This is a genomic window from Methylosinus sp. RM1 (assembly GCF_011378635.1).
Taxonomy (GTDB): domain Bacteria; phylum Pseudomonadota; class Alphaproteobacteria; order Rhizobiales; family Beijerinckiaceae; genus Methylosinus; species Methylosinus sporium.
This window is the reverse complement of record NZ_WOVC01000007.1, coordinates 112,163-132,313: the sequence shown is the minus strand read 5'-3', so window position 1 is coordinate 132,313 and position 20,151 is coordinate 112,163. Positions and strand designations below refer to the sequence as shown.

The window sequence follows — 20,151 nt, the reverse complement described above, 5'->3', positions numbered from 1 at the left end:
CGTCAGACATCGACGAGATCGAGCCGCTTCTCGATCCGGTCGAGGCGAAACTCGATACGGTCGAAGCGGCTCGACAAGGATGCGCCCTGCTGCTCGAGGATTCCCAACCGTGTCTCGATCTCCCGATTGTCCTCATGGAGCGCATCGAGCCGCTCGTTCAGACGACGCAAATAGACCAGGACGACATTGTCGGGTTCTTCGGCCATATCTCGATCCTCTCGCGACGATCATACGCTTTCGGCCAAGGGAGACAACCGCCTCACCTCTGCGCCGGCGCGATCTGATTGCGCGGATCGTCCTTCGGATTGACGTAATCGATCGCCCAAGGCCCCATGCCGTCGATCTGAATCACCGTCTCCTGGTCGAAGAAGGCGTAATGCGCCACGCCCGGCGGCATGATCGAAAAGGCGCCCGGCGGAAGCTCCTCGACGCTGGCGCGATCGGCGGCGGCGCCGAGGCCGAGCCGCATCCGCCCGGAGACGACCGACACTACCTCCGCCTTCGGATGCATATGCGGCGGAATTCGATAGCCCTGCGGCGCCTTCAGCCGCATGACGAACAGCCCCTCTTTCGTCGGATCGCCGAAAAGCACGGCGGCCTCCGCCCCAGCCGGCAGAGACGCCGGCGCTGCCGTAAAGCGCAGATCGTCCGGCATGAGGACCTTGTGCGTTCCGACCTGATCCGCCGCCGTCGACGACGCTGAAAAAAGCGCGGCGACAGTGGCCGCCGCAATGATTGCAAGGGCGCGTCTCATCTTCGCCTCCTCCATTCGCGAACTGGCTGATCGCACACGCGGGCATATAGGGCGCAGTCACCCGACAGCCGAGCGGAATGATTGAAATTACGGCGCTTTTTTGGTGAGCGACGAGAATTCGCGGCGCAGTAACACTCGAGCAACCTCCTTGCGCCATATTTCCGCTCGTCTCGCGGATAAAGCGACCGAGTTCGCATGTATCGTCTAGTAACTTGTGCTGGAGAGTAATGTCATGAAGTCGCGAGATGCCTTGGTTCGGCTGAAACGTTTTCACGCCGAAGAGTGCCGGCGCCGCGTGGCGCAGCTTCAGACGATGATCGCCGAATTCACCCGTATGACCGGCGATCTCGATCGCGAGATCGCTCACGAGGAGCAGCGGGCCAATATCAGCGACCCCAATCATTTCGCCTATCCGACCTATGCGCGCGCCGCGCGCACGCGCCGCGACAATCTTCTGCGCTCCGTCGCCGACCTCCAGGACCAGCTGGTCGAGGCGGAGACTCATATGAAAGATGCGGCCGAGGAGCTGACCAAGGCGCAGGGCCAGGAGGCCCGCGACCGCGGCGGCGACCGAATCATCGACATGGTCGTCGAACGGCGGGTGTGACGGTTTTGCGCCTCGGCCGGGAGAGCGGCGACGCTCGATCGCCCGCAGGGCGTCGAGCCTGCCTCCGGCTCGGCGGCTTCCTCCATCCTCGGAGCGCGGCGGACAAGTCTCAGCCGGCTTTCAGGCTTGCGGTCGCAGCGCGGCCATGCCAGTGAGTGCGCGCGCTCCGCACCGGGAGCGCCGAACTCGCAGCGCCCCATGAAAAAAATTTTGGAATATGTCTGGCCTCTCGTCGGGCTGGCGGCGGTCATCGCCTCTTTCTATCTTCTCTATGGCGAATTTCGTGGCGAATCTGTCGGCGAAGAGGTCTGGGCCGATCTTCGGGCCATTTCGGTCTCACATTGGATCGCGGCCGGCTTCTGCTCTCTGCTCGCCTATGCGGCGCTCGCCTGGTACGACCGCATCGCTCTGCTCCACCTCGGCGTGAAGCACATCTCGATGACCTTCATCTCTCTGTGCTCCTTCACCACTTACGCGCTGTCGCACAATATCGGCGCATCGGTGTTTTCTGGGGCGGTGGTGCGCTACCGGGCCTATTCCACCAAGGGCCTGACCGCTGGCCAGGTGGCTGTGCTGGTGGTGCTGTGCTCCTACACTTTCGGCCTGGGCACAGTGCTGCTCACCGGCCTATTGCTGACCTATCAGCCGAGCCTGCTCGGCCGTCTCTCCGGCATGTTGCCGGACATGCTCACCAATGAGCATACGGCGCTGATCATCGGGCTCTCCTGCCTCGGCGCCGTGGCGCTCTATGTCATCGGCTCGCTGATGCATTTCAAGCCGATCGATCTCGGCAAGATCCATGTGATGTATCCGCGGCCCGAGGTCATGATACGGCAAATGTTCGCCGCGCCTCTGGAACTGATCGGCGCCGCCGGCATTATTTATTTCGCTCTGCCGGAGGGCAGCAGCACGCCCTATATCGTCGTGCTCGGCACTTTCCTCCTGTCCTTCTCGGCCGCGCTCGTCTCCCATGCGCCCGGCGGACTCGGCGTATTCGAGCTCATCTTCATCAAGGCCATGCCGGATGTGCCGCGGCTCAAAGTGCTCACGGCGCTCCTGGTGTTCCGCCTGCTCTATCTCATCATCCCGCTGCTGTTCGCGCTCGTCGTCGTGCTGCTGTTCGAGCGCGGACGTCTCGCCGAGACTTTGCGCGGCCGCGCCGACAGCGAGAGCTGACGTCGGATCGGACGGCGAGAAAAGGCCCTGAAACGACGAAGAGCCGGCCGCCTTCCGAGGCGCGCCGGCTCTTCGTTTTTAATAGAAGCGCCGTTCCGGGCGCCGAAATCACATGCGGTACTGCTGCAGACGGGTGGTCCGCAGACCGGCGAGGCCATGCTGGTCGATCGACATCTGCCAGCTCAGAAACTCGTCCACCGTCAGCGTGTAGCGGGTGCAGGCCTCCTCGAGGGAGAGCAGTCCGCCGCGCACCGCCGCGACCACTTCGGCCTTGCGGCGTATCACCCAGCGCTTGGTCGTGGGCGGCGGCAGATCCGCGACGGTCAAGGGGCTGCCATCGGGGCCGATGACATATTTGACACGCGGACGATGCGTCTCGGTCATTTTGTTACTCGCATACTCTCACGATCACTCGACCCCTCCTCTATAGGCGAGGCGATTTAACATTTGCCTAAGCCAAACTCCTGTGTTTGCGGCCAATTGAGAAGTCCGCGTTTACCATAGCTCGCGGCGGATGCGCGCGAGGGGACGAAAACTCGCTCCCGAGAGGCGCATCATCGCGCCGCTCGCGCGGCGAGCGATCGGGAATCCAAAGCAATAGCGCGTGTCTTCGCTTCGGCTCCGATCACGCGCCCTACTCGCCCGCGACGCGCTCGACCTTCACTCGGGCGAGGCCCGCCGATCGAAAGCCGAGACATTGCGCGGCATGGACCGAGACGTCGATCACTCTTCCGCGCACGAAAGGACCGCGATCATTGATCGTGACGACCACCGAACGGCCATTGCCGAGATTGGTCACGCGCGCCTGCGAGCCGAAGGGAAGGCTGCGATGGGCCGCCGTCAACGCCCCCACACGGCCTCCGCTCGCCGTCCGGCCATGATAGCCGTAGTAAGAGGCCTTACCCACCCAGGATTGTCCTGCCCCGGATTGCCCGGCCCAGGATTCGCACGCCGCCGTCGTCGAACCTGCAACAATCGCCGCTCCGATGATCCATTGTTTCAATGCGCTATCCCCCATGCCGTTTCTCTCCCGACGGCCGGCCGAGCTCGGACGGCGCTATCGAGTAGACCTGCGCTAAGGGCGAGTTGTGATCAAATAGTGGCGAGAGCGCCAGCGCCGGATTTTGCCTAGTTCCACACAAGAAGCCCGAGTAGTCTGCCCGAACTATTTCAAGATAATCTATACTAAATCCTCAAATATAGACTAATGTATTTTGCAATATATTTGTCATCGATCTACTTTTCTGTGACATAAATGGCACAGATTTCGAGAATCTGCAGCGAGGCTGTCAAGCTTTTTCGTGAAGAGGAGGATCGAGCGCAAAGCGACCGGGCCGGGCGAGCGCGAAAATGAGACGATGGCGCTATAGAGGAGCGCGAGCGCGCCGCCATTTTGGATCGGCAGCGTCGCGGCCGGCATGGCCGACGATCTTTCCGCCGCTTCCCTCAGGAAGCGGTTCTGCACGGCAAAGACATGGCGGAAACGCCCCTGCCCGGGCGCCTTCAGCGTTCCACCTCCCTCGAGGGGAGGTGGAACGCGCGCCCGCGCCGAGGGTTCGAAATCAGATCGAACTTACTTGGCGACCTGCTTGAGCTCGGCGTCAGCCGCCTTCACATGATCGCCGGCGGGCGCGAGATGATTTTGGCGAGCCTCCTCGATCGCCGCTTTCAAATGGTCGATCGCAGCCGCGAGATGCGCGTCGGGCTGGAATTTCTGCAGGGACTCGGCCTTTTCGAGCGCGAGATCGGCGTGATAGGCGACCAGCCCGGTGTCCTTCAGCTTGACCTGAGTGATCGCTTCCTCGACGTGATGGGAGGCCCGATCGAGCCGATCGTCGGCACGAGCCAGCGTCGAGGCGAAAAGAGCGCCGCCGAAAGCGAGCGTGAGAGCGGCGGTTCTGAGCTTCATGGTCGTTTCCTCGTGATCCGGCAGCCTGCACATCGTCACTGAGCGTTTCGATTATTCGCGGTCGCCGAGGATCATGTCGCGCATTTAAATGCAAGTCGGGGCGGCTTACTAGCCCATGAGAGGGATTTTCGGCCGCGCCCGCCGCGACTCACCAGAATTTCAACGAGGCGAGCAGACCTTTCTGCGCGGCCCGACGATCCTGTTCCTTGAGCTCTAGGAGGAGTTGCCGCGCGCTGGCGCGCAGGTCGAGCAGCTGCTCGTCCGAAACCTCGAAATCGACGGCCGCCGAGCGCAATTCCCGGCGCGCCGCGTCGAGCTTTTCTTGCAATAGGGCGATCAGAGAATTCTTTGCCATTTTTGTTCTCTCTCACTCGCTTGGGCGAGCCTGAGAGCGGGAGCGGCAAGAGCGCTCGAATTCCCTTTGAGGGGCCTCAATCAGATTCGCCGGTCGGGCCGAGGCCCTCGGTTGGTCGGAACGCCCACGCTCGAGCGTCTCGGCGATTATCTTTGAAGTCGCGCCAATCCGCAATCGCGCCGCGGTCGCTTCGCGGATGGGCCGGAAAGCGAGCCTGCTCGCCGGCGCCATGATCATGCGCATCGACGCCCCTACCGCCGGGAGCCTCTCTCTCCCAGATTAGGCGGGGAAACCATGCGCATAGCGGAGGACCGAATGGGCGATCAGATCGAGCTCTCGCTCACGCTCGAGCGCGTCGACGCGGCGACGCTGCTCGAATGCCTCGAGCGTCAGCTCGAGTCGCTGCAGCGGATCGAGCAGGAGGCCGGCGACGAACTCTACGCCGCCGCGCAACGTGAGAAGGCCGCCATCATACCGGTGATCATGGCGCTGGAGAGCGCCTTGCGAACCAGCCGACCGCATTGAGATTTCACGTCATTGAATGACGAGATCCGCCTGTAGGGCGCCCGCGGTCTTGATCGCCTGCAGGATCGAGATGATGCCGGTCGGCTTGAGGCCGATTTGATTGAGCCCGCGCACCAGCGTGCGCAAGGTCGGCCCCTCCAGCGTCGCGACGCCGCCGACCTCCTCGGTCGCGGTGATGCGCGTCTGGGTCGTGACCGTCGTCCTGCCATTGGAGAAAGGCGCCGGCTGCGAGACCTCCGGCGTCTCATTGATGCGCACGGTGAGGCCGCCATGCGTCAACGCCACCGGCGAAATCTTCACGTCCTGGCCGATCACCACCGTGCCCGTGCGCTCGTCGATGACGACACGCGCGGGCGTGCTCGGCTCGACGCGCAATTCGCCGATTTCTGCGAGCAGCCGCGTCGCGCCGCCGCGCGTCGCCGTCAGCGCGACGCTGCGCTCGTCGCGCTCGCGCGCCAGCCGCTGACGATATTTTCCTTGCGTGTAACGATTGATGGCGTCGGCGATGCGCACCGCGGTCTCGAAATCCGGATTGCGCAGCTCCAGCACCAGCGCGCCATTGTCGCCGGAGGGACGCGGGGCGTCGCGCTCGATCGTCGCGCCATTGGGCACGCGCCCCACTGTCGCGACGCCGTGAGTCAGCGTCTCGTTCTGGCCGCCGACGGCGAAGCCCGAGACTGCGATCGGTCCTTGCGCGATCGCATAGACATTGCCGTCGATGCCGGTGAGCGACGTCAGCAGCAGCGTGCCGCCCATCAGCGAGGTGGCGTCGCCCATCGCCGACACGGTCACATCGATCGTCGAGCCGAAGCCGACGAAGGGCGGCAGCGCCGCCGTCACCATCACCGCGGCGAGATTGCGCGTGCGCAGCGCGCTGTTGCGCACATTGACGCCGAGGCGATCCAGCATGGAGGACACCGATTGCTCGGTGAAAGGCGCATTGCGCAGCGTGTCGCCCGTGCCCTGCAAACCGACCACGAGACCATAGCCGAGCAGCTGATAGTCCCGCACGCCGCGCGGAAAGGTAATGTCCTTGATGCGCACCGAAGCGAGCGCCGGCGCGCTCATCAACACGAGCAGAACCGCCGCGATCAATCTGCGCATCATCCCTCGCTCACGCGTATGGAGCCGTCCGGCTGCACGCGGCCATTGACGACGAGCCCGCTGTCCTGATTGCGCACGCGGATGAGATCGCCGACCGAGCCGGCCTGCAGCGCGGAGCCATAAGCGATGATGACCATGCCGCCTTCGTCGAAGACGATCTTCACCGAGGCGTTGATCGTCACGACCTTGGGGGCGTCGACCGCGATCGTCGGAATCGGCCGGTCCGGCAGCAGCGTGCGCCGCGCCACTTTGCCGATGAGCGCGCCTTTCGTCTCCGCGACCGAGCCGTCCGCGCCTGCGCCGAAGCCGAAAGCCCGTTCGCCGAGCATGGAGTCGCGAATGACGTCGCCGGGATAGATGACGGCGAGCGGCACGGGGAGCATACGCTCCTGCGCGCCGACCGGCGCGTGGCCGCAAAGGGCCGCGGCCAGCGCGAAAGCGACGAGACGCGGAAGGCGCATCATCTGATTCCTTTCGAGACCGTGCCCTCCATCTCGTCCACCGCCTGGATCACCTTGGAGCTGAGCTCGAAGGCGCGCTGCGCGGAGATGAGATTGACGAGCTCCTTGACCGGATCGACATTCGAGCTCTCGAGATAATATTGGCTGAGCGTGCCGAAGCCAGGATCACCCGGCACGCCGACGACCGGCGCGCCGGAGGCGACCGTCTGCCGGAAAAGATTGCCGCCCAGCGCCTCGAGACCGGATTCATTGGCGAAATTCGCGATCGTCAGCTGGCCGAGCTGCTGCGGCGTCGTCTGACCGCCGATCGTCGCCGAGACGATGCCCGATTGATTGATGGTGATCGCCGTGGCGTTGTTGGGAACCACGATAGTCGGCGTCACCAGATAGCCGTCGCCCGTCACCAATTGCCCATTGGCGTTGGTGCTGAAAGAGCCGGCGCGCGTATAGACCGTCTCGCTGTCCGGGCCGACGATCTGAAACCAGCCGCGGCCTTGCAATGCGAGATCGAGCTGATTGCCCGTCTGCGTGAGCGACCCTTGCGTCTGCAAGCTGCGGATCGCCGCGAGGCGCACGCCGAGGCCGGTCTGCGAGCCTTCCGGGATCGTCGCGTCGCGGCCGCGGTTGGACACGCCCTGCAAGCGGTCCGCCTGATAGAGCAGATCGGTGAATTCCGCGCGCGAGCGCTTGAACGCCGTCGTATTGATATTGGCGATATTGTTGGAGAGAACTTCGATATTCTGCTGCTGGGCGTTCATGCCCGTTGCCGCGATGGCGAGCGCTCGCATGACTTACCGTTCCTTTTTCAAATCGCCATACGGCTGATTTCCTGATAGGCGCCTACCGCCTTGTCGCGCATGGCGATCGCCGTCTGCAGAGCGCGCTCGGCCGACATGATCTCGTCCACCACCTGCTGCACCGAAGCCTTGCCCTGCACGCCGGCGATGGAGGCCGCTTCGCTCGACTTCACTTTGTCGACGACATCCGTCGTGACCTGCTCGAGCACTTGGGTGAAAGACGCGCCGTCGACCGACGACGCCGCCGCGCCCTTTGTCGCTCCGCTCAAGGCGGACACGCCCACATTGGAGGCGACCGAGGCGACGATTCCGGGAACGAGTCCGATCATTGGCTTCCCTTCAGCAGATCGATCGTCATGGTGAGCAGATCGCGCGTCTGCTTCATGACCTGGAGATTGGCCTCATAAGCGCGATTGGCTTCGCGCATATCGGCGACTTCCGTGAGAATATTCACATTCGGAAATTTGACGTTGCCGTTTTTGTCGGCGGCCGGATTGCCGGGATCGTGCTCCACGCGAAACGGCGTGCGATCGACGCCGACGGCGCCGATGTGGACGAGCTCCGCGCCGGTCGCGCGATCGAGCTCATTGGCGAAAGTGACCGTCTTGCGCACATAAGGATTGGAGCCGGCGGTCGCGCCCGTGGACCGCGCATTGGCCATGTTCTCCGCGACGACGCGCAGACGGGAGGATTGCGCCTCGAGGCCCGCCCCGGAAATTTTCATGGAGGCTTTGAGCGCATCCATCTCTTACCCCTTCAACGTCGACATCCACATTCCGTGGAAAGATTTCAATATGCTGGTGCTGAGCGAAAAGGCGCCTCGAATTTCGCCCGCCTTCATCATCTCCTGCTCGAGGCTGACCGAATTGCCCGAGAGGCTCGTCTCCCAATTCCCGCTCTCCTTGGGCGAGGAGGCGTGCGGATCGAAAGCCGCAGTCTGAATATGCAGACCATTGGTGCCCGCGAGCTCCAATGCGCTACGATCCAGAACCTTGGAGAAGGGCGCGACATCGACGGCCTTGTAGCCGGGCGTGTTGGCGTTGGCGATATTTTGAGCGACGGCCGACTGACGCGCGGAGAGCCAGCTCCGCTGCTTTTCGACGAGATCGAAGAGATAGACCGGCTCGACCATGATGCCCCGCGCAGATTTGGTAACGGAAAATTATCCGTTCGGTCTTGCGTCAGGCTGGACTTGCGACGGCGATCAGCGAGACGCAGCACGCGAGGCCTGGCCAGTGTTGTGCAGAAAGTGAATGAGCTCCGCGATCGGACGATAGAATTCCGTCGGAATCATCTTGTCGACCTCGACATGATCGTACATCGCACGCGTCAGCGGCGGGCGTTCGAGCACCGGAACGCCATTCGCCTCGGCGAGCTCCCTGATCTTGAGCGCAATGAGATCGGTTCCCTTGGCGACGACGCGCGGCGCGCCGCCCTCCTCGCGCACGTAGCGCAGCGCAATGGCGTAATGCGTCGGATTGGCGATGACGAAAGTCGCTTGCGGAACCGCCGCCATCATGCGCCTGCGCGAACGATCGAGCGCGATGGAGCGCAGGCGCGCCTTCATCATCGGATCGCCTTCCGACTGCTTGAACTCTTCCTTGATCTCCTGGCGGCTCATGCGCATGTCGCGGCGCCATTTCGTGCGGCTCCAGGCGAAATCGGCCATCGCCAGCAGGACCACCGGAATGCAGACGACGCTCGTCAGCCGAATAACCAGCTTCAGCAGCAGTCCGGGCGTCTGGCCCGGCTCGACGCGCATCGAATCGATGATGAGGCCGCGGTCGACATTGAGCGAAAATATCACGGCGCCGGCGATGATGACGATCTTGGCGACGGATTTCGCGAGTTCGACGAGGCCGGTGACGCTGAAGATTCGCTTCATGCCCTCCTGTGGCGAGATGCGCGACACATCCGGCTCGATGCGCTTGAAGACGAGCCGCGGCGAGCCCTGGACAAAGGCGGCGACGAGCGCCGAGACGATGAACATTCCGAGAATCGGCGCGAGAAATCCCGCAGTCTCCAGCACGACCGTCTGCGACTGCACGTAAGCGTCGGCGGCGTTGGCGAGCGAGAATTGTCCGACATTGCCGAGCATCAGCCCCAGCGAGCCGACCAGACGCGAGCCGATCGTCTGCACGACGAAAGCGGCGCAAAGCAGAAAAGTGAGAAAGAGCGTGGCGATCGACAAGTCGCGGGAGACGGGCGTCTTGCCCTCTTCCAAAGCGTCGAGAATTTTCTTCTCTGTCGCCTCTTCTGTTCGTGATTCCTTGTCTTCCGTATCGCTCATCGCTCAGAGGCCGTCATTCGGCGGCCTCCTCGGACGATGCGCTCGAAAGATCGATCTTGCCTTGCTCGGCCAGCCGCAGAACCGTGTCGGCGATGATTCGGCGGGCTTCCATTATGTCGCGACGCGGCGGCGTCGCCCCGCTCCCCAGCTCGGCCTCCACCATGCGCCGCGTGCGCGCCGACAGCGCTGCGAGCACGAAGTCACGAACATCCACCTCGGCGCCGCGTAGCGCCATGATGACGCGATCGGCGGGAATGGCGTCGAACAAGATCATGCGCGCGCGGACATTGAGCTTGGTGATGTCCTCGAAATTGAACAACATGCCCTTCAGCGCTTCGGCGTCGCGCGGGCGCCGCTCGGACAGGCTGCGCAACAAGCCTTCGGCGTGCTCGCGCTCCATTTTATTGATGATGGCCGCGAGCTTGGCGTTCTTCGCCGCAGAAGCCGTGAGCTCTGAATTTTGTAGAAGATCCTCCTGCAAGGTCGTCTCGACCAGACGCAGCGCCTCGTCGGTCACCGCCTTGGAGGAGAGCATCCGACGCATGACGTCGTCACGGAAATCGGCGGGAAGAACCGAGAGCGCCTTGGCTGCGCGCGTCGGATCGATCCGCGACAAGGCCAAGGCCGCCGTCTGCGGATGCTCCTTGGAGAGATAATCGATAAAGGCCGCTTCCGGCGCGGCGCCGACTCGATCCCAGACCGCGCCGTTGGAGCTGCCGAGCACATCCGACATGATTTCGGCGATCTGCTCGGGCGGGATCACGCCCGCGAGCAGCTTCTCCGCCTCGCCCGCCGTGCCGCGAAGCTCAGAGCCGCCGCTCTCCAACTGCGCCATGAAATCGTCGATGAGCGGCTCTATGGCGCTCGCCGGGACCGCGCCGAGGCCGGCGGCGAATTTCGTGATCTGACGCAGTTCGTTCTGGTCGAAATGCTTCAGAACGCGCTGCGCCACATCCTTGTCCACCGACAGCAACAGCGCCGCGACTTTCTCCGGGCCATTGAGCGTGCGGCCCGCATCGGCCGCAATCAGACTGGTCATCGCGGGCTCCCGCCTCCGTCACATGCGCCGCGCGCCGCTCCCAGGCTCGATGAGCTCGGTGAGCGAGACCCCGAAGCGCGTATTGTCGTCCTCGACGACCACCACCTCGCCGCGCGCGATGAGACGTCCGTTGACGACGACATCGACCGGCTCGCCGATCTTCTGATCGAGCGGCACGACGGCGCCGCGCCCGAGCTTGAGAAGATTCGAGACCGGCATGGTCACAGAGCCGATCACCACCTGCATGACGACGGGAATGCGGAGGATAGACTCGAATCTGCGCGGGTCGATCTCCGACTCGCGCACCCGCTCCTCCATCATCAAATCCTCGCCGATCGCGCGCGAGCCGCCGATCAGCCGCTCGAGCTCCTCGCTCTTCGAGCTCTCCAAATCGAACTCACCCATGTCGATCTCTCCATTGTCGAGGCGGCCGTCGCATCGAAGCTCAGCCGCGCAGGACGTCGTCGATGAATTCCTGCTGCTGATCGACGAAATCGTCGATGCGGATCGTATAAGAGCCGTCCTTCTGGCCGATCTCGCACCAGAACAGCGACTGCCCTTCACACATCAGCGCGACGAGGCCCGTCGGCGACACGGGCAGCTCGATGACCTGCCCGATCTCGAAACGCGCCACATCGGCGAGGGTGATATCGGTCTTTTCCATCACCGCGCTCAGCGTCACCTCGGTCTGGGTGACGCGCTCCTTCATCTGCTTCGCCCAAAGCGGATCGGCGCCCGAGGGCGCAGAGGTCGACGCCTCCTGCGACAATGCGCGCCGCAAGGGATCGAGCGCGGCCTGCGGCAGGGCGACGAACAGCGCGCCTTCCGTTCCAAAGCCGCGCAAGCGGCAACGGCAGACGACGCAAAAGCCGCTTTTGCGCGCGCCCCCTGCGGGCTCGGGACGATTCTCCGCAGATTCGAGCGCGAAATTCACCCCGACCAATGAAGCGAAAGCCGCCTGAAGCGAATTCGTCACCCGCGCAAAGGCCAGTCCGCCGACGCGCGTCTCGATCGCAGTGAGCTCGCGCTCCGCCTCGTAAGCCGGCTCGGAGCCATCCGAGCCGAACAATCCTTCGAGCAGCGTGAAGACGAAGCGACGGTCCGCGCCGATCGTCGCCTTGGCGTCCGAGTCGGCGGCAACGACATAGGCCGCGGCGAGCGCCACGCGCTCGCATTCGATCGCGATGTCGCTCGCCCGCACGACCGTCACGGTCTCGACGGCGAATTGCATCGCGCCTTCGGCGAGACCGCGCATCGACTCCTGCACTTGCGTCGCCATCGCGTCGAACACCGCGCGCAGAAGCGGCATACGATCGAGCGATGGGCCGCCGCCCGAGAGCAGACGCTCCTTCACTCCCTGCGAGGCGAAATCGACGGCGCCATTCATGCTCATGCCTATCACGCCGCCTCGGCGGCGCCGCCCGAAAGCGTCTCGTTCTCGACCTCGTCGATCGAAGGACGCTCGTGAGAGGGAATGGATTTACGTCCGTGCTCGACAGCGACTTGCGGCATGGCGCCGTTCATGAAGGCGAGCAGCGTCTGCTTGACGATGACATAGAGGTGGCATTCCTTGCTGCGCGCCACCTTCACCTTGAAGGCGAGCGGCGTGACAATGCCGTAGGACACGAAAATTCCGGCGAATGTGCCGACCATGGCGGCGCCGATGAGGCCGCCGAGCAGCTCCGGCGATTGATCCAGCGCGCCCATCGCCTTGATGACGCCGAGCACCGCCGCGACGATGCCGAGCGCCGGCAGGCCGTCGCCGACCGAGGTGAGCGCATGATAGGGCTTCAGCCGATCATAGCGGATGGCGGCGATCTCCTCGTCCATCAGCGCCTCGATCTCGAAGGTGCGGACATTGCCGATGATGAAGAGCCGGCAATAGTCGCAGATGAAGGTGGTCATCTCCTTATTGGCGAGCACCTTCGGAAAAGCGGTGAAAATCTTCGATTCGGCCGGATTGTCGACATGCGCCTCGACCTCGTTGCGCGGCTTGCTGCGCAATTCGCGCATCAGCGCGTGCAGAAGACCGAGGATGTCGAGGAAGTCGCGATGCTTGGGGCCCTTGTCGAGGATGGCCTGGCCGAGCGCCTTGCCGGTGTCCATGATGACCTTGGTCGGATTGGCGACGACGAAAGTGCCGAGCGAGGAGCCCATGATGATCACGAACTCCCAAGGCTGCCACAGCACGATCAAATGGCCGCCGAGCGCGGCGAAGCCTCCGAACATGCATCCCATCGTGATGATCAGCCCGACGAAGAATCCCATGACGCCGTCTCTCCCGATGGAAATTCGATTAACGAATTAGTCATCCTCGCTTGCGCGAAGCTGACATTTTCTTTCAGCCTCACGCAAGCAAAACCGGTCAGCTTGCGTGACGAGCGGCGGGAATCGCGCCGCGACGCTGCGCACGGATATCGGCAACATGCAATCGGCTTTTTACGTCTCGCTTTCGGCGCAGGTTTCGGTCGACAAGCGGCTGGAGACGCTCGCCAACAACATCGCCAATGCGGCGACTCCCGGCTACCGCGCCGAGGGCGTGAGCTTTCAGCAGGTCGTTTCCCAAACGGATACGAGCAAGATCGCTTACGTGTCGTCCGGCAAGGATTTCATCTCGCGTGCGGCGGGCGAGCTCACCAAGACGGGCGACCCTTACGACATGGGCATAGTAGGCAAAGGCTTCTTCGGCATTCGCACGCCGGACGGAACCGCCTACACGCGCGACGGTCGTATGCGCATGAACGAGACCGGCGATCTGCAGACGGTCTCTGGCTTTCCGATTCTCGACGCCGGCAATTCGCCCATCGTGCTCGACCCGACCGCCGGGCCGCCGATGATCTCGCGCGACGGCATGATCACGCAGAGCGGCCGCCAAATCGGCGCCGTCGGCCTCTTCGCCATAGACGAGACCGCAGAGCTCACGCGCGGGCCCAACGCGAGTATCATTCCTTCCAAGCCGGCGACCGCTGTGCTGGATTTCGTGCGCAATGGCGTGCAGCAAGGCTTCATCGAGGGCTCCAATGTCAATCCGATTCACGAAATGGCCAAGCTGATCGCCACGTCGCGCGCCTTCGACAGCGTGAGCTCGATGAACGACATGCTCGACAGCTCGCAACGTGAAGCCATTCGCACGCTCGGCGGCTCATGACGTCGCTGCAGCGTCTCCGTGAGGCGGTCGAGCGCCATCAGCGCCGCGCCGAGCCTATACGCGTCTTCGGGCTCGTGACCGAGGTGACGCCGTCGTATTGCCGCATTAGCGGCCTGTCCGAATTCGTCGAGCTCGGCGAATGCGTGCGCATAGGGGCGCCGAAGGATGGCGCGCTGGGCCAGGTCGTGCGCGTCGGCAAAGAGGGAGCGATCGTCAAATCCTTCGACAATCGCGTGCGCATCGGCCTCAATTCGTCCGCCTATCGCGCCGGCCCCATCGCCGTCGCGCCCAATCTCGACTGGTCGGGACGCGTGCTCGACGCATTCGCCCGACCGATCGACGAGCACGGCCCCCTGTCCATGGGCGATTCGGCCTTCGACGTCGACGCCGCCGCGCCCAGGGCGATGCGCCGTGCCCGGGTGAACGTCGGCGTGCGCACCGGCGTCAAGGCGGTCGATTGCTTCACGCCGATCTGCGCCGGACAGCGCATCGGCATTTTCGCCGGCTCGGGCGTCGGCAAATCGACCCTGCTCGCCATGCTGGCGCGCGCGCCGGGCTTCGACAATGTGGTCATTTGCCTCGTCGGCGAACGCGGCCGCGAGGTGCGCGAATTTCTCGACGAAGTGCTCGGCGGACAGGCGAGCGAGGCCATCGTCGTCGTCGCTACCGGCGACGAAAGCCCGATGATGCGCCGTCTCGCGCCGCTCACCGCGACGACGATCGCGGAATATTTCCGCGACATGGGACGCAATGTGCTGCTCATCGTCGATTCGGTGACGCGCTTCGCGCACGCCTCGCGCGAGGTGGCGCTGGCGGCTGGCGAGCCGCCGGTGGCGCATGGCTACACGCCGAGCATATTCGCCGATATTCCGCGGCTGCTCGAGCGCGCCGGCCCCGGCGAGGAAGGGAGTGGATCGATCACCGGCGTCTATTCCGTTCTCGTCGACGGCGACAATCACAATGATCCGATCGCCGACTGCGTGCGCGGCACGCTCGATGGCCATATCGTGCTCGACCGTGCCATCGCCGAACAGGGCCGCTACCCGGCGATCGATCTCAAAGCCTCGATATCGCGCCTCGCGCATCACGCCTGGAAGCCGGAGCAGCGGCATCTCGTTCAAAAGCTGCGCGCGCTGGTGTCTCGCTACGAGGATACGCGCGATCTGCGAATGCTCGGCGGCTATCAGCGCGGAGCCGACGCCGAGCTCGACCAGGCGGTCCAGCTCGTTCCAAAACTCTATGACGCGCTGATGCAGTCGCCGCAATCGCCGCCCAGCGTCGACCCCTTCCGCGAGGTCGCCGACAGGCTGCAGGGCGCGGCGCACGGCTGAGCGGGAAAAGCCCACGGCGCTCGGTCAACCAAACTTTCACTCCTTCGCAGTCATGATCCCGGCCCTGCCTGCGGCTCGGAACCATGACGGATTTCACGACCATTCTCGACTGCCTGGAAAAAGCGTCCCGGTCGAAGGAGCGCGACGCCGGGCCTCTACGTCCGCCGCCCATCGGGGCGATTCTCCGCGAGGAGGCGCGGCCCTCGCCGCCGTCCGCTGCGGATCGCGCGGCCCGCGTCTGCCGCGCCTATGGCGTCGATCGCGCTGAACTGCGGGAAGCGCCGTCACAGCCCAAACCCGCTCGGCTACCCGAGCGCGAGGACGTTCTCGCCGAGCTCCTGCGCGCCGAAGGCTCGCCCGCAAAGCTCGGCGCGCTGCGGCGACGGCTCGCCTGGGCCTGTCATCCCGATCGGCAGGAGAAGTCTCGCGCCCGGCAGGCCGAACGAATGCTCGCGGAGTTCAATGCGCAAATCGATCAGGCGATCGCGCGCGCCGCCGCGAGACGTTGATCAATCGCCGACGATGACGCCGCCGGCGGTGACGAGCGCCCATTTTTCTCCGCGGCGCTCGAGCGCGGCGACGCGGCCGAGCCCATCGACGACATCGCCCGGCGAAACTTTGACGATCGCGGTCGGAGTCTGCAGCAAAGCGACGCCGGAACGCACGCTGAGCAGCGAGAAGCCGGGAACGCCGGTCTCCGATTGCGGCTCGCCGATCGAGCCGACCGGCGTGTAGTCGACCGGCCCCCGCTGATCGGCGAGCTGGGTCTGGATTCGCTTTGCGGCGATGACCGTCGGGCGGCTGTAGATCGCGAGATGCTCGAGGCCCGCGAATTGTGGCCGACGCTCCACATCCGAGATCATATAAGCGGCGAAGGCCGTCGAAACGACGGCGAGACCGACGCCCGTCGTGCGCAGCGCGAGCTCCCCGAACTCGCGCGCGGGGCGCGGCGGCGACGCGCGGCGCTCGGCGACGAAAGGCGCCGACGCGACCTTCGGCTTCCTGCTCGGCGGCCTGCGGCGGGTCGAATCAAAGCGAGATATAGGAGCGTCAGCCATGCGATCCTCCCTCGAATCGATGAACTGGATATGGATAGCTCAAAAACGCGCGAAGTTGAATCGCCTCGCGAAAATTCGACAAGCTTCGGGAAATGTTGGGCCGCTAGCTATCGCATCCGACGCGAGACGCGCGTCGACGGCGTAAATTCGTCGCCGCAGAGCGAGACGGCGAATGATGCGGCCGAGTTCCGTTCGACAGTCCGGAGCGGGCAGACGGTGAATTGATGCGTATCGACCAATCGTCGGATCCCATGGACGCGCTGCCGATCGGCTTGGCGAAGCTCACGAGGCTCGCTTTCGCCGGCGTCGATTTGAGCCGCGTCGCCGGCCGCCTGCTCGGCATGTGCGAGCAATATCCCGACCACGCCGGCGCGCTGATGGATCTCGCCGTCATCGATCAGCTCGAAGGAAATCTCGCGATCGGACTGAAGCGGCAGGCGATGGCGCTCACCAAGCAGCGCGTGTTCCGCAGCACCTGCTGCGGCGCCAATCCGCGGCTGCGCGTTCTCGCCTTCGTCGCCGCCTCCGACATCGGCGCCAACACACCGCTGGAGTTTCTGCTGGAAGGCTCCGACATCTCTCTGACGATGGTCTATGTGATGCCCGGTCGCGAGCTGCCGAGCGCGCTGCCCGATCACGATCTCGCTTTCGTCGCGATCGCCGCCACGAGCCCGAACCGTCGCCTGCTCGCCGAACTCGAAGATTTGCTCGCCCATTGGCCGACGCCGGTCGTCAATCTGCCCGGCCGCGTTTCAATGCTCGAGCCCGTCGAGCTCGCCGCCAATCTCACGGAAGCCGGCCTGCGCACGCCGATTTTGCGCCGCGTCCCACGCGACGAGCTGTGCGCAGTCGCGGAGTCGTGCGCCGCCGAGTTGCGCTATCCGATCGTCATCCGCGCCGTCGAACAGCGCAATGAGCGTGGCGCGGAAAAGGTCGACACGCCGATCGGGCTCGGCCTCTATCTCGGCAAGCGATCGGATCGCTTCTATCTCGTTTCGCCTTTCGTCGACTGTCGCGGACAGGACGGCCTCTTTCGGAAGATCCGGCTGCTGTTCATCGATCGTCGTCCCTACGCTTGTCACCTCGCGGTGTCGGAGGGCTGGAACGGCTCTTATGTCGACGCCCGAATGGAAGCGGACATGCGGCGGCGACGGGAAGAAGAACATTTCTTCGCGACCTTCGACACGGATTTCGTGACGCGCCATTCGGCCACGCTCGAAGCGCTGGTCGAATGCGTCGGCCTCACCTATTTCGGAGTGGATTGCGCGGAGACGAAGAGCGGCGAGTTGGTCGTCTTCAAGGTCGACCATACGCTACTGGTCCACGATATGGACCCGGTCGACGTCTTTCCCTACAAGCCGCCGCAGATGCGCAAGATATTCGACGCCTTCGCCTCCTATCTGCATCGCGCCGCAGGCTAGCGGCCACGGCCGAAACGCGCGGCGAAACGAGAGATTGGAGACTCTCCGCGCTTAAATGTGAGCCGGAAAGATCGAAAGCCGACGGACGCCGAGCGCGAATGCGCTCAGCGTGACGCCGACTCGCGGCGTGGACGACAAAAATCGCGCGAGGCGTCGGTCCAAGCGCCGAAACCGCTGGCGACCATATTCGCGATCACTGCGCATACGTAGCTCTTTTGCGCCGGCGCATTTTTGGGGCCGGCGTGATAGCGGGCGACGGCCGCGGTCCAGCTCCCTTCGCTCTTGTGGAGATTTCGAAGGAAGCGCGCCGCGTAATCGACATTGGCGCGCGGATCGAACATCGCCTCCACGCTCGCAAATCGAGCGCCATGGTAGTGATGGTTCACCTGCATACAGCCGATGTCGATGAGCACGGCGCCCGACCGCCGCGCCGCGAGAAAGCGCATCATCGCCTCGCGGAAATCCGCGCTGAACACCGCTCGCCCTTCGACATTCATCGCGAAAGCGTTGAGCCCGTCTTTCTGGCCGGTTTCGGTGAGCGCCACCGCATAGAGCACGGCGAGAGGAACCGCATTCTCATTGGAGGCGCGGATCATCTCCCTTTCGCAAATATTGGAGGCCGGTCGGCTGTCGGCGCGCGCGTCACAGATAGACGTCGTCGCCGCGACGAGCAGCGACGCGCCGAGGCTCCCCATTCGGCGTCGAATCGTTCGCCTCGCCGCTGGCGCTCTGCCTGCGATCTCCGCCCTGTCCGCCATGGCCCACTCCCTGTCGATCGACGCTCTGCTCGTCGCGTCCGGCGCCTGTTCCGCTCGATTGCGCAAAGGCGGCCCCGCTATCCGACGCCGCTTGCGCAGCTCCGCCGACCGCGACGTTCTGACCGATCTGAATCGTGCAGGAATCGACCGTGCAGCCAGACGACTGCATCGCCTCGACGAGTCGATCGCGCGTCGCATCGAGCCGATGCAGCGCCTCTGGCGATTCGACGCTGATGCGCATATCGATTCCCGAATGCGCGAGCTTCATTTTGACCGTAACCGCGCCCAGAGAAGCGGGCTCGAGCTCGATCGTCAGAATTTTCGGCGCGCCGACATGACGCTGCGCTTCGACAATGGGAGCCGCGCTTGCGGCCGCTGTCGCGGGCGCAGACGCAGGCGAAGCGGAAGCGAGAAGGCTGCGCGCCTGCGGGACGAGCAATTCTGCGAAAGCGGTCGGGAGCTGCGTCGACGGGGCGAAGATTGCGAGCGTTCCGATCGGTTCCGGCGCCGAGACATTCGATGTGTCGGGCTGCGCGGGCGAGACGCTCGTCGGCGCCTGGACGTAATTCCCCACATCGTGAGCCGCGGATCTCACATCGACGTTCGACCCGCGCCGGTCGCTCGTCTCAGCGAAAAAGCGCCGCTCGGACTGGCGGCCACAGTCCGACGACGGGTCCGCTCCGGGAGCGCCGATGGGCGGCGCAATGCCGGCTAGGGACGGTGAGACCGGCTGCGCGGCGTCCGACGACTTCGACCTCGAATCATTGCCCGAAGCGCGGTCGGTCGACGATGACGTAGCCACACGATCATTGCTCGGCGCGACGCTCATCGCACCAACAGATGCATCGGTCGCGAGAGACCCGCCATGGATTTCGACAGATGACGCCGGCCGCGATTCCAAAGCCGAACGAATCGACGGAGTTTGCATGAGCCGCGATGCGGCGGAACCGAGCGCCCGACCGTCATCGACCTGCGCCGACGATCGCCATTCCGGCCGCGCCGGCGAATCGGACAAAGGCGCCTCGGAAAGGCCCAGCTCGTCGATCTCTGTCACAGCGGATGCAGATCGCGCGATCCGCGAAGAACGATCGCCGATCACGCTCGCAGAGGTCGCGCGCGGCGAAGGCGATATCCCGATTTGCGTCGAACGTTGATTCACGGCGACGGAGCCGAGCGAAGCAAGAATGGCGCGGTCCGCCACGCCAATCGAATCGATAGGCGTCGAGAAGGCGCGATCGTCGCCCGTCGGAACGGCGAATGCCGATGCCGCAGCGTAGAATCGTGGAGACGCCGCTTCGGATTGCGAGGCGAGGCCCTCGAATCTCGTTTGCCGGGTGGCGGGCGACGTCATGGCTTCACCATCCGTCGCCGTCTGCGCCGATCGAGGCGCGGCGGTTGTGCTCGCGGCGACCATCGGC

Annotated in this window: 28 protein-coding genes; 7 read left to right on the top strand and 21 right to left on the bottom strand. The window is 64.2% G+C overall.

The genetic code is table 11. The annotated features are described in order from the left end of the window. Window positions 1–2 precede the first annotated feature (2 nt). Both FMZ75_RS07030 and FMZ75_RS07025 read right to left on the bottom strand, forming a co-directional pair. Window positions 3–206 carry a hypothetical protein gene (locus FMZ75_RS07030; RefSeq protein WP_166141814.1) on the bottom strand — a complete coding sequence of 68 codons (204 nt, stop codon included), beginning with the start codon at window positions 204–206 and terminating at the stop codon, window positions 3–5. A gap of 53 nt (window positions 207–259) precedes the next feature. After that, window positions 260–754, bottom strand: a complete 495-nt coding sequence (locus tag FMZ75_RS07025; protein WP_142862270.1) for a cupin domain-containing protein — start codon at window positions 752–754, stop codon at window positions 260–262. Between the two features lie 232 nt (window positions 755–986). Between FMZ75_RS07025 and FMZ75_RS07020 the strand changes: the two genes are divergently transcribed. Together FMZ75_RS07020 and FMZ75_RS07015 are read left to right on the top strand one after the other, a co-directional pair. Continuing rightward, entirely contained in the window at window positions 987–1,361 is a 375-nt protein-coding gene (locus FMZ75_RS07020; RefSeq protein WP_108916803.1) for a flagellar export protein FliJ, read from the top strand. A gap of 198 nt (window positions 1,362–1,559) precedes the next feature. Beyond that, window positions 1,560–2,537 (top strand): lysylphosphatidylglycerol synthase domain-containing protein, encoded by a 978-nt coding sequence (locus FMZ75_RS07015; RefSeq protein ID WP_108916804.1) that lies wholly within the window; start codon window positions 1,560–1,562, stop codon window positions 2,535–2,537. Between the two features lie 108 nt (window positions 2,538–2,645). Here FMZ75_RS07015 and FMZ75_RS07010 read toward each other — a convergent pair whose 3' ends face one another. The 5 genes from FMZ75_RS07010 to FMZ75_RS06990 all read right to left on the bottom strand — a co-directional run bounded on the left by FMZ75_RS07010 (window position 2,646) and on the right by FMZ75_RS06990 (window position 4,801). Beyond that, on the bottom strand, window positions 2,646–2,921 hold the full coding sequence (locus tag FMZ75_RS07010) for a DUF1153 domain-containing protein (protein ID WP_018264629.1): 276 nt from the start codon (window positions 2,919–2,921) through the stop codon (window positions 2,646–2,648). Window positions 2,922–3,171: 250 nt separating this feature from the next. After that, the gene (locus FMZ75_RS07005) at window positions 3,172–3,555 is read right to left on the bottom strand and encodes a septal ring lytic transglycosylase RlpA family protein (protein ID WP_142862269.1); all 384 of its coding nucleotides are present in this window, start codon (window positions 3,553–3,555) and stop codon (window positions 3,172–3,174) included. Between the two features lie 210 nt (window positions 3,556–3,765). Next, window positions 3,766–3,957 (bottom strand): hypothetical protein, encoded by a 192-nt coding sequence (locus FMZ75_RS07000; protein ID WP_142862268.1) that lies wholly within the window; start codon window positions 3,955–3,957, stop codon window positions 3,766–3,768. 153 nt (window positions 3,958–4,110) lie between these two features. Continuing rightward, window positions 4,111–4,446 carry a small metal-binding protein SmbP gene (gene smbP / locus FMZ75_RS06995; RefSeq protein ID WP_244594633.1) on the bottom strand — a complete coding sequence of 112 codons (336 nt, stop codon included), beginning with the start codon at window positions 4,444–4,446 and terminating at the stop codon, window positions 4,111–4,113. Between the two features lie 148 nt (window positions 4,447–4,594). Next, a complete protein-coding gene (locus FMZ75_RS06990; RefSeq protein ID WP_142862267.1) occupies window positions 4,595–4,801 on the bottom strand; it encodes a hypothetical protein in 207 nt (68 codons plus the stop codon). 315 nt (window positions 4,802–5,116) lie between these two features. Here FMZ75_RS06990 and FMZ75_RS06985 point away from each other — a divergent pair, with 315 nt between their 5' ends. Next, window positions 5,117–5,326, top strand: coding sequence for a hypothetical protein (locus FMZ75_RS06985; protein ID WP_108916809.1), 210 nt, complete (start codon window positions 5,117–5,119; stop codon window positions 5,324–5,326). Window positions 5,327–5,335: 9 nt separating this feature from the next. On the opposite strand, the gene flgI is transcribed toward FMZ75_RS06985, so the two are convergent. The 11 genes from flgI to motA all read right to left on the bottom strand — a co-directional run bounded on the left by flgI (window position 5,336) and on the right by motA (window position 13,285). Next, complete coding sequence (flgI, locus tag FMZ75_RS06980) at window positions 5,336–6,433, bottom strand: flagellar basal body P-ring protein FlgI (protein ID WP_142862266.1); 1,098 nt, start codon at window positions 6,431–6,433, stop codon at window positions 5,336–5,338. After that, window positions 6,430–6,894: a flagellar basal body P-ring formation chaperone FlgA gene (gene flgA / locus FMZ75_RS06975; protein ID WP_108916811.1), complete on the bottom strand. Its 465-nt coding sequence runs from the start codon at window positions 6,892–6,894 to the stop codon at window positions 6,430–6,432. Before flgA ends, flgI begins: the two co-directional genes overlap by 4 nt. Then, a complete protein-coding gene (gene flgG / locus FMZ75_RS06970; RefSeq protein ID WP_108916812.1) occupies window positions 6,891–7,679 on the bottom strand; it encodes a flagellar basal-body rod protein FlgG in 789 nt (262 codons plus the stop codon). The genes flgA and flgG overlap by 4 nt, the downstream gene beginning before the upstream one ends. Window positions 7,680–7,696: 17 nt before the next feature. Further along, window positions 7,697–8,017 (bottom strand): flagellar hook-basal body complex protein FliE, encoded by a 321-nt coding sequence (locus tag FMZ75_RS06965; RefSeq protein WP_142862265.1) that lies wholly within the window; start codon window positions 8,015–8,017, stop codon window positions 7,697–7,699. After that, window positions 8,014–8,433, bottom strand: coding sequence for a flagellar basal body rod protein FlgC (gene flgC, locus FMZ75_RS06960; protein ID WP_142862264.1), 420 nt, complete (start codon window positions 8,431–8,433; stop codon window positions 8,014–8,016). Before flgC ends, FMZ75_RS06965 begins: the two co-directional genes overlap by 4 nt. Before the next feature lie 3 nt (window positions 8,434–8,436). Beyond that, the gene (flgB, locus tag FMZ75_RS06955; RefSeq protein ID WP_142862263.1) at window positions 8,437–8,820 is read right to left on the bottom strand and encodes a flagellar basal body rod protein FlgB; all 384 of its coding nucleotides are present in this window, start codon (window positions 8,818–8,820) and stop codon (window positions 8,437–8,439) included. 72 nt (window positions 8,821–8,892) lie between these two features. Further along, window positions 8,893–9,978 (bottom strand): flagellar biosynthesis protein FlhB, encoded by a 1,086-nt coding sequence (locus FMZ75_RS06950; protein ID WP_166141813.1) that lies wholly within the window; start codon window positions 9,976–9,978, stop codon window positions 8,893–8,895. Window positions 9,979–9,991: 13 nt separating this feature from the next. After that, entirely contained in the window at window positions 9,992–11,017 is a 1,026-nt protein-coding gene (locus tag FMZ75_RS06945; RefSeq protein WP_108916817.1) for a flagellar motor switch protein FliG, read from the bottom strand. Between the two features lie 18 nt (window positions 11,018–11,035). Next, entirely contained in the window at window positions 11,036–11,338 is a 303-nt protein-coding gene (gene fliN / locus FMZ75_RS06940; protein ID WP_244594639.1) for a flagellar motor switch protein FliN, read from the bottom strand. A 124-nt stretch (window positions 11,339–11,462) separates the two neighbouring features. Then, entirely contained in the window at window positions 11,463–12,410 is a 948-nt protein-coding gene (locus tag FMZ75_RS06935; protein ID WP_142862260.1) for a flagellar motor switch protein FliM, read from the bottom strand. A 5-nt stretch (window positions 12,411–12,415) separates the two neighbouring features. Continuing rightward, the gene (motA, locus tag FMZ75_RS06930; RefSeq protein ID WP_108916820.1) at window positions 12,416–13,285 is read right to left on the bottom strand and encodes a flagellar motor stator protein MotA; all 870 of its coding nucleotides are present in this window, start codon (window positions 13,283–13,285) and stop codon (window positions 12,416–12,418) included. Between the two features lie 157 nt (window positions 13,286–13,442). Here motA and flgF point away from each other — a divergent pair, with 157 nt between their 5' ends. The 3 genes from flgF (at window position 13,443) to FMZ75_RS06915 (ending at window position 16,005) form a co-directional block, all read left to right on the top strand. Continuing rightward, window positions 13,443–14,165, top strand: a complete 723-nt coding sequence (flgF, locus tag FMZ75_RS06925) for a flagellar basal-body rod protein FlgF (protein WP_108916881.1) — start codon at window positions 13,443–13,445, stop codon at window positions 14,163–14,165. Beyond that, a complete protein-coding gene (gene fliI / locus FMZ75_RS06920; protein ID WP_166141812.1) occupies window positions 14,162–15,496 on the top strand; it encodes a flagellar protein export ATPase FliI in 1,335 nt (444 codons plus the stop codon). The genes flgF and fliI overlap by 4 nt, the downstream gene beginning before the upstream one ends. Before the next feature lie 83 nt (window positions 15,497–15,579). Next, window positions 15,580–16,005, top strand: a complete 426-nt coding sequence (locus tag FMZ75_RS06915; RefSeq protein ID WP_142862258.1) for a hypothetical protein — start codon at window positions 15,580–15,582, stop codon at window positions 16,003–16,005. Here FMZ75_RS06915 and FMZ75_RS06910 read toward each other — a convergent pair whose 3' ends face one another. Then, on the bottom strand, window positions 16,006–16,554 hold the full coding sequence (locus tag FMZ75_RS06910) for a hypothetical protein (RefSeq protein WP_166141811.1): 549 nt from the start codon (window positions 16,552–16,554) through the stop codon (window positions 16,006–16,008). Window positions 16,555–16,778: 224 nt separating this feature from the next. On the opposite strand from FMZ75_RS06910, the gene FMZ75_RS06905 reads away from it, so the two are divergent. Continuing rightward, window positions 16,779–17,975, top strand: a complete 1,197-nt coding sequence (locus FMZ75_RS06905; protein WP_244594640.1) for a hypothetical protein — start codon at window positions 16,779–16,781, stop codon at window positions 17,973–17,975. Window positions 17,976–18,079: 104 nt separating this feature from the next. On the opposite strand, the gene FMZ75_RS06900 is transcribed toward FMZ75_RS06905, so the two are convergent. Together FMZ75_RS06900 and FMZ75_RS21890 are read right to left on the bottom strand one after the other, a co-directional pair. Next, window positions 18,080–18,571 (bottom strand): transglycosylase SLT domain-containing protein, encoded by a 492-nt coding sequence (locus FMZ75_RS06900; protein ID WP_370464680.1) that lies wholly within the window; start codon window positions 18,569–18,571, stop codon window positions 18,080–18,082. A gap of 46 nt (window positions 18,572–18,617) precedes the next feature. Beyond that, window positions 18,618–19,328, bottom strand: coding sequence for a flagellar hook-length control protein FliK (locus FMZ75_RS21890; protein WP_166141809.1), 711 nt, complete (start codon window positions 19,326–19,328; stop codon window positions 18,618–18,620). Between the last annotated feature and the right edge of the window lie 823 nt (window positions 19,329–20,151).

Bases quoted from the DNA above. Each gene is read 5' to 3' on its own strand.
- FMZ75_RS07030 (WP_166141814.1), bottom strand. From the start codon at position 206: ATGGCCGAAGAACCCGACAATGTCGTCCTGGTCTATTTGCGTCGTCTG.
- FMZ75_RS07025 (WP_142862270.1), bottom strand. From the start codon at position 754: ATGAGACGCGCCCTTGCAATCATTGCGGCGGCCACTGTCGCCGCGCTT.
- FMZ75_RS07020 (WP_108916803.1), top strand. From the start codon at position 987: ATGAAGTCGCGAGATGCCTTGGTTCGGCTGAAACGTTTTCACGCCGAA.
- FMZ75_RS07015 (WP_108916804.1), top strand. From the start codon at position 1,560: ATGAAAAAAATTTTGGAATATGTCTGGCCTCTCGTCGGGCTGGCGGCG.
- FMZ75_RS07010 (WP_018264629.1), bottom strand. From the start codon at position 2,921: ATGACCGAGACGCATCGTCCGCGTGTCAAATATGTCATCGGCCCCGAT.
- FMZ75_RS07005 (WP_142862269.1), bottom strand. From the start codon at position 3,555: ATGGGGGATAGCGCATTGAAACAATGGATCATCGGAGCGGCGATTGTT.
- FMZ75_RS07000 (WP_142862268.1), bottom strand. From the start codon at position 3,957: ATGCCGGCCGCGACGCTGCCGATCCAAAATGGCGGCGCGCTCGCGCTC.
- smbP (WP_244594633.1), bottom strand. From the start codon at position 4,446: ATGAAGCTCAGAACCGCCGCTCTCACGCTCGCTTTCGGCGGCGCTCTT.
- FMZ75_RS06990 (WP_142862267.1), bottom strand. From the start codon at position 4,801: ATGGCAAAGAATTCTCTGATCGCCCTATTGCAAGAAAAGCTCGACGCG.
- FMZ75_RS06985 (WP_108916809.1), top strand. From the start codon at position 5,117: ATGGGCGATCAGATCGAGCTCTCGCTCACGCTCGAGCGCGTCGACGCG.
- flgI (WP_142862266.1), bottom strand. From the start codon at position 6,433: ATGATGCGCAGATTGATCGCGGCGGTTCTGCTCGTGTTGATGAGCGCG.
- flgA (WP_108916811.1), bottom strand. From the start codon at position 6,894: ATGATGCGCCTTCCGCGTCTCGTCGCTTTCGCGCTGGCCGCGGCCCTT.
- flgG (WP_108916812.1), bottom strand. From the start codon at position 7,679: ATGCGAGCGCTCGCCATCGCGGCAACGGGCATGAACGCCCAGCAGCAG.
- FMZ75_RS06965 (WP_142862265.1), bottom strand. From the start codon at position 8,017: ATGATCGGACTCGTTCCCGGAATCGTCGCCTCGGTCGCCTCCAATGTG.
- flgC (WP_142862264.1), bottom strand. From the start codon at position 8,433: ATGGATGCGCTCAAAGCCTCCATGAAAATTTCCGGGGCGGGCCTCGAG.
- flgB (WP_142862263.1), bottom strand. From the start codon at position 8,820: ATGGTCGAGCCGGTCTATCTCTTCGATCTCGTCGAAAAGCAGCGGAGC.
- FMZ75_RS06950 (WP_166141813.1), bottom strand. From the start codon at position 9,978: ATGAGCGATACGGAAGACAAGGAATCACGAACAGAAGAGGCGACAGAG.
- FMZ75_RS06945 (WP_108916817.1), bottom strand. From the start codon at position 11,017: ATGACCAGTCTGATTGCGGCCGATGCGGGCCGCACGCTCAATGGCCCG.
- fliN (WP_244594639.1), bottom strand. From the start codon at position 11,338: ATGATGGAGGAGCGGGTGCGCGAGTCGGAGATCGACCCGCGCAGATTC.
- FMZ75_RS06935 (WP_142862260.1), bottom strand. From the start codon at position 12,410: ATGAGCATGAATGGCGCCGTCGATTTCGCCTCGCAGGGAGTGAAGGAG.
- motA (WP_108916820.1), bottom strand. From the start codon at position 13,285: ATGGGATTCTTCGTCGGGCTGATCATCACGATGGGATGCATGTTCGGA.
- flgF (WP_108916881.1), top strand. From the start codon at position 13,443: ATGCAATCGGCTTTTTACGTCTCGCTTTCGGCGCAGGTTTCGGTCGAC.
- fliI (WP_166141812.1), top strand. From the start codon at position 14,162: ATGACGTCGCTGCAGCGTCTCCGTGAGGCGGTCGAGCGCCATCAGCGC.
- FMZ75_RS06915 (WP_142862258.1), top strand. From the start codon at position 15,580: ATGACGGATTTCACGACCATTCTCGACTGCCTGGAAAAAGCGTCCCGG.
- FMZ75_RS06910 (WP_166141811.1), bottom strand. From the start codon at position 16,554: ATGGCTGACGCTCCTATATCTCGCTTTGATTCGACCCGCCGCAGGCCG.
- FMZ75_RS06905 (WP_244594640.1), top strand. From the start codon at position 16,779: ATGCGTATCGACCAATCGTCGGATCCCATGGACGCGCTGCCGATCGGC.
- FMZ75_RS06900 (WP_370464680.1), bottom strand. From the start codon at position 18,571: ATGATCCGCGCCTCCAATGAGAATGCGGTTCCTCTCGCCGTGCTCTAT.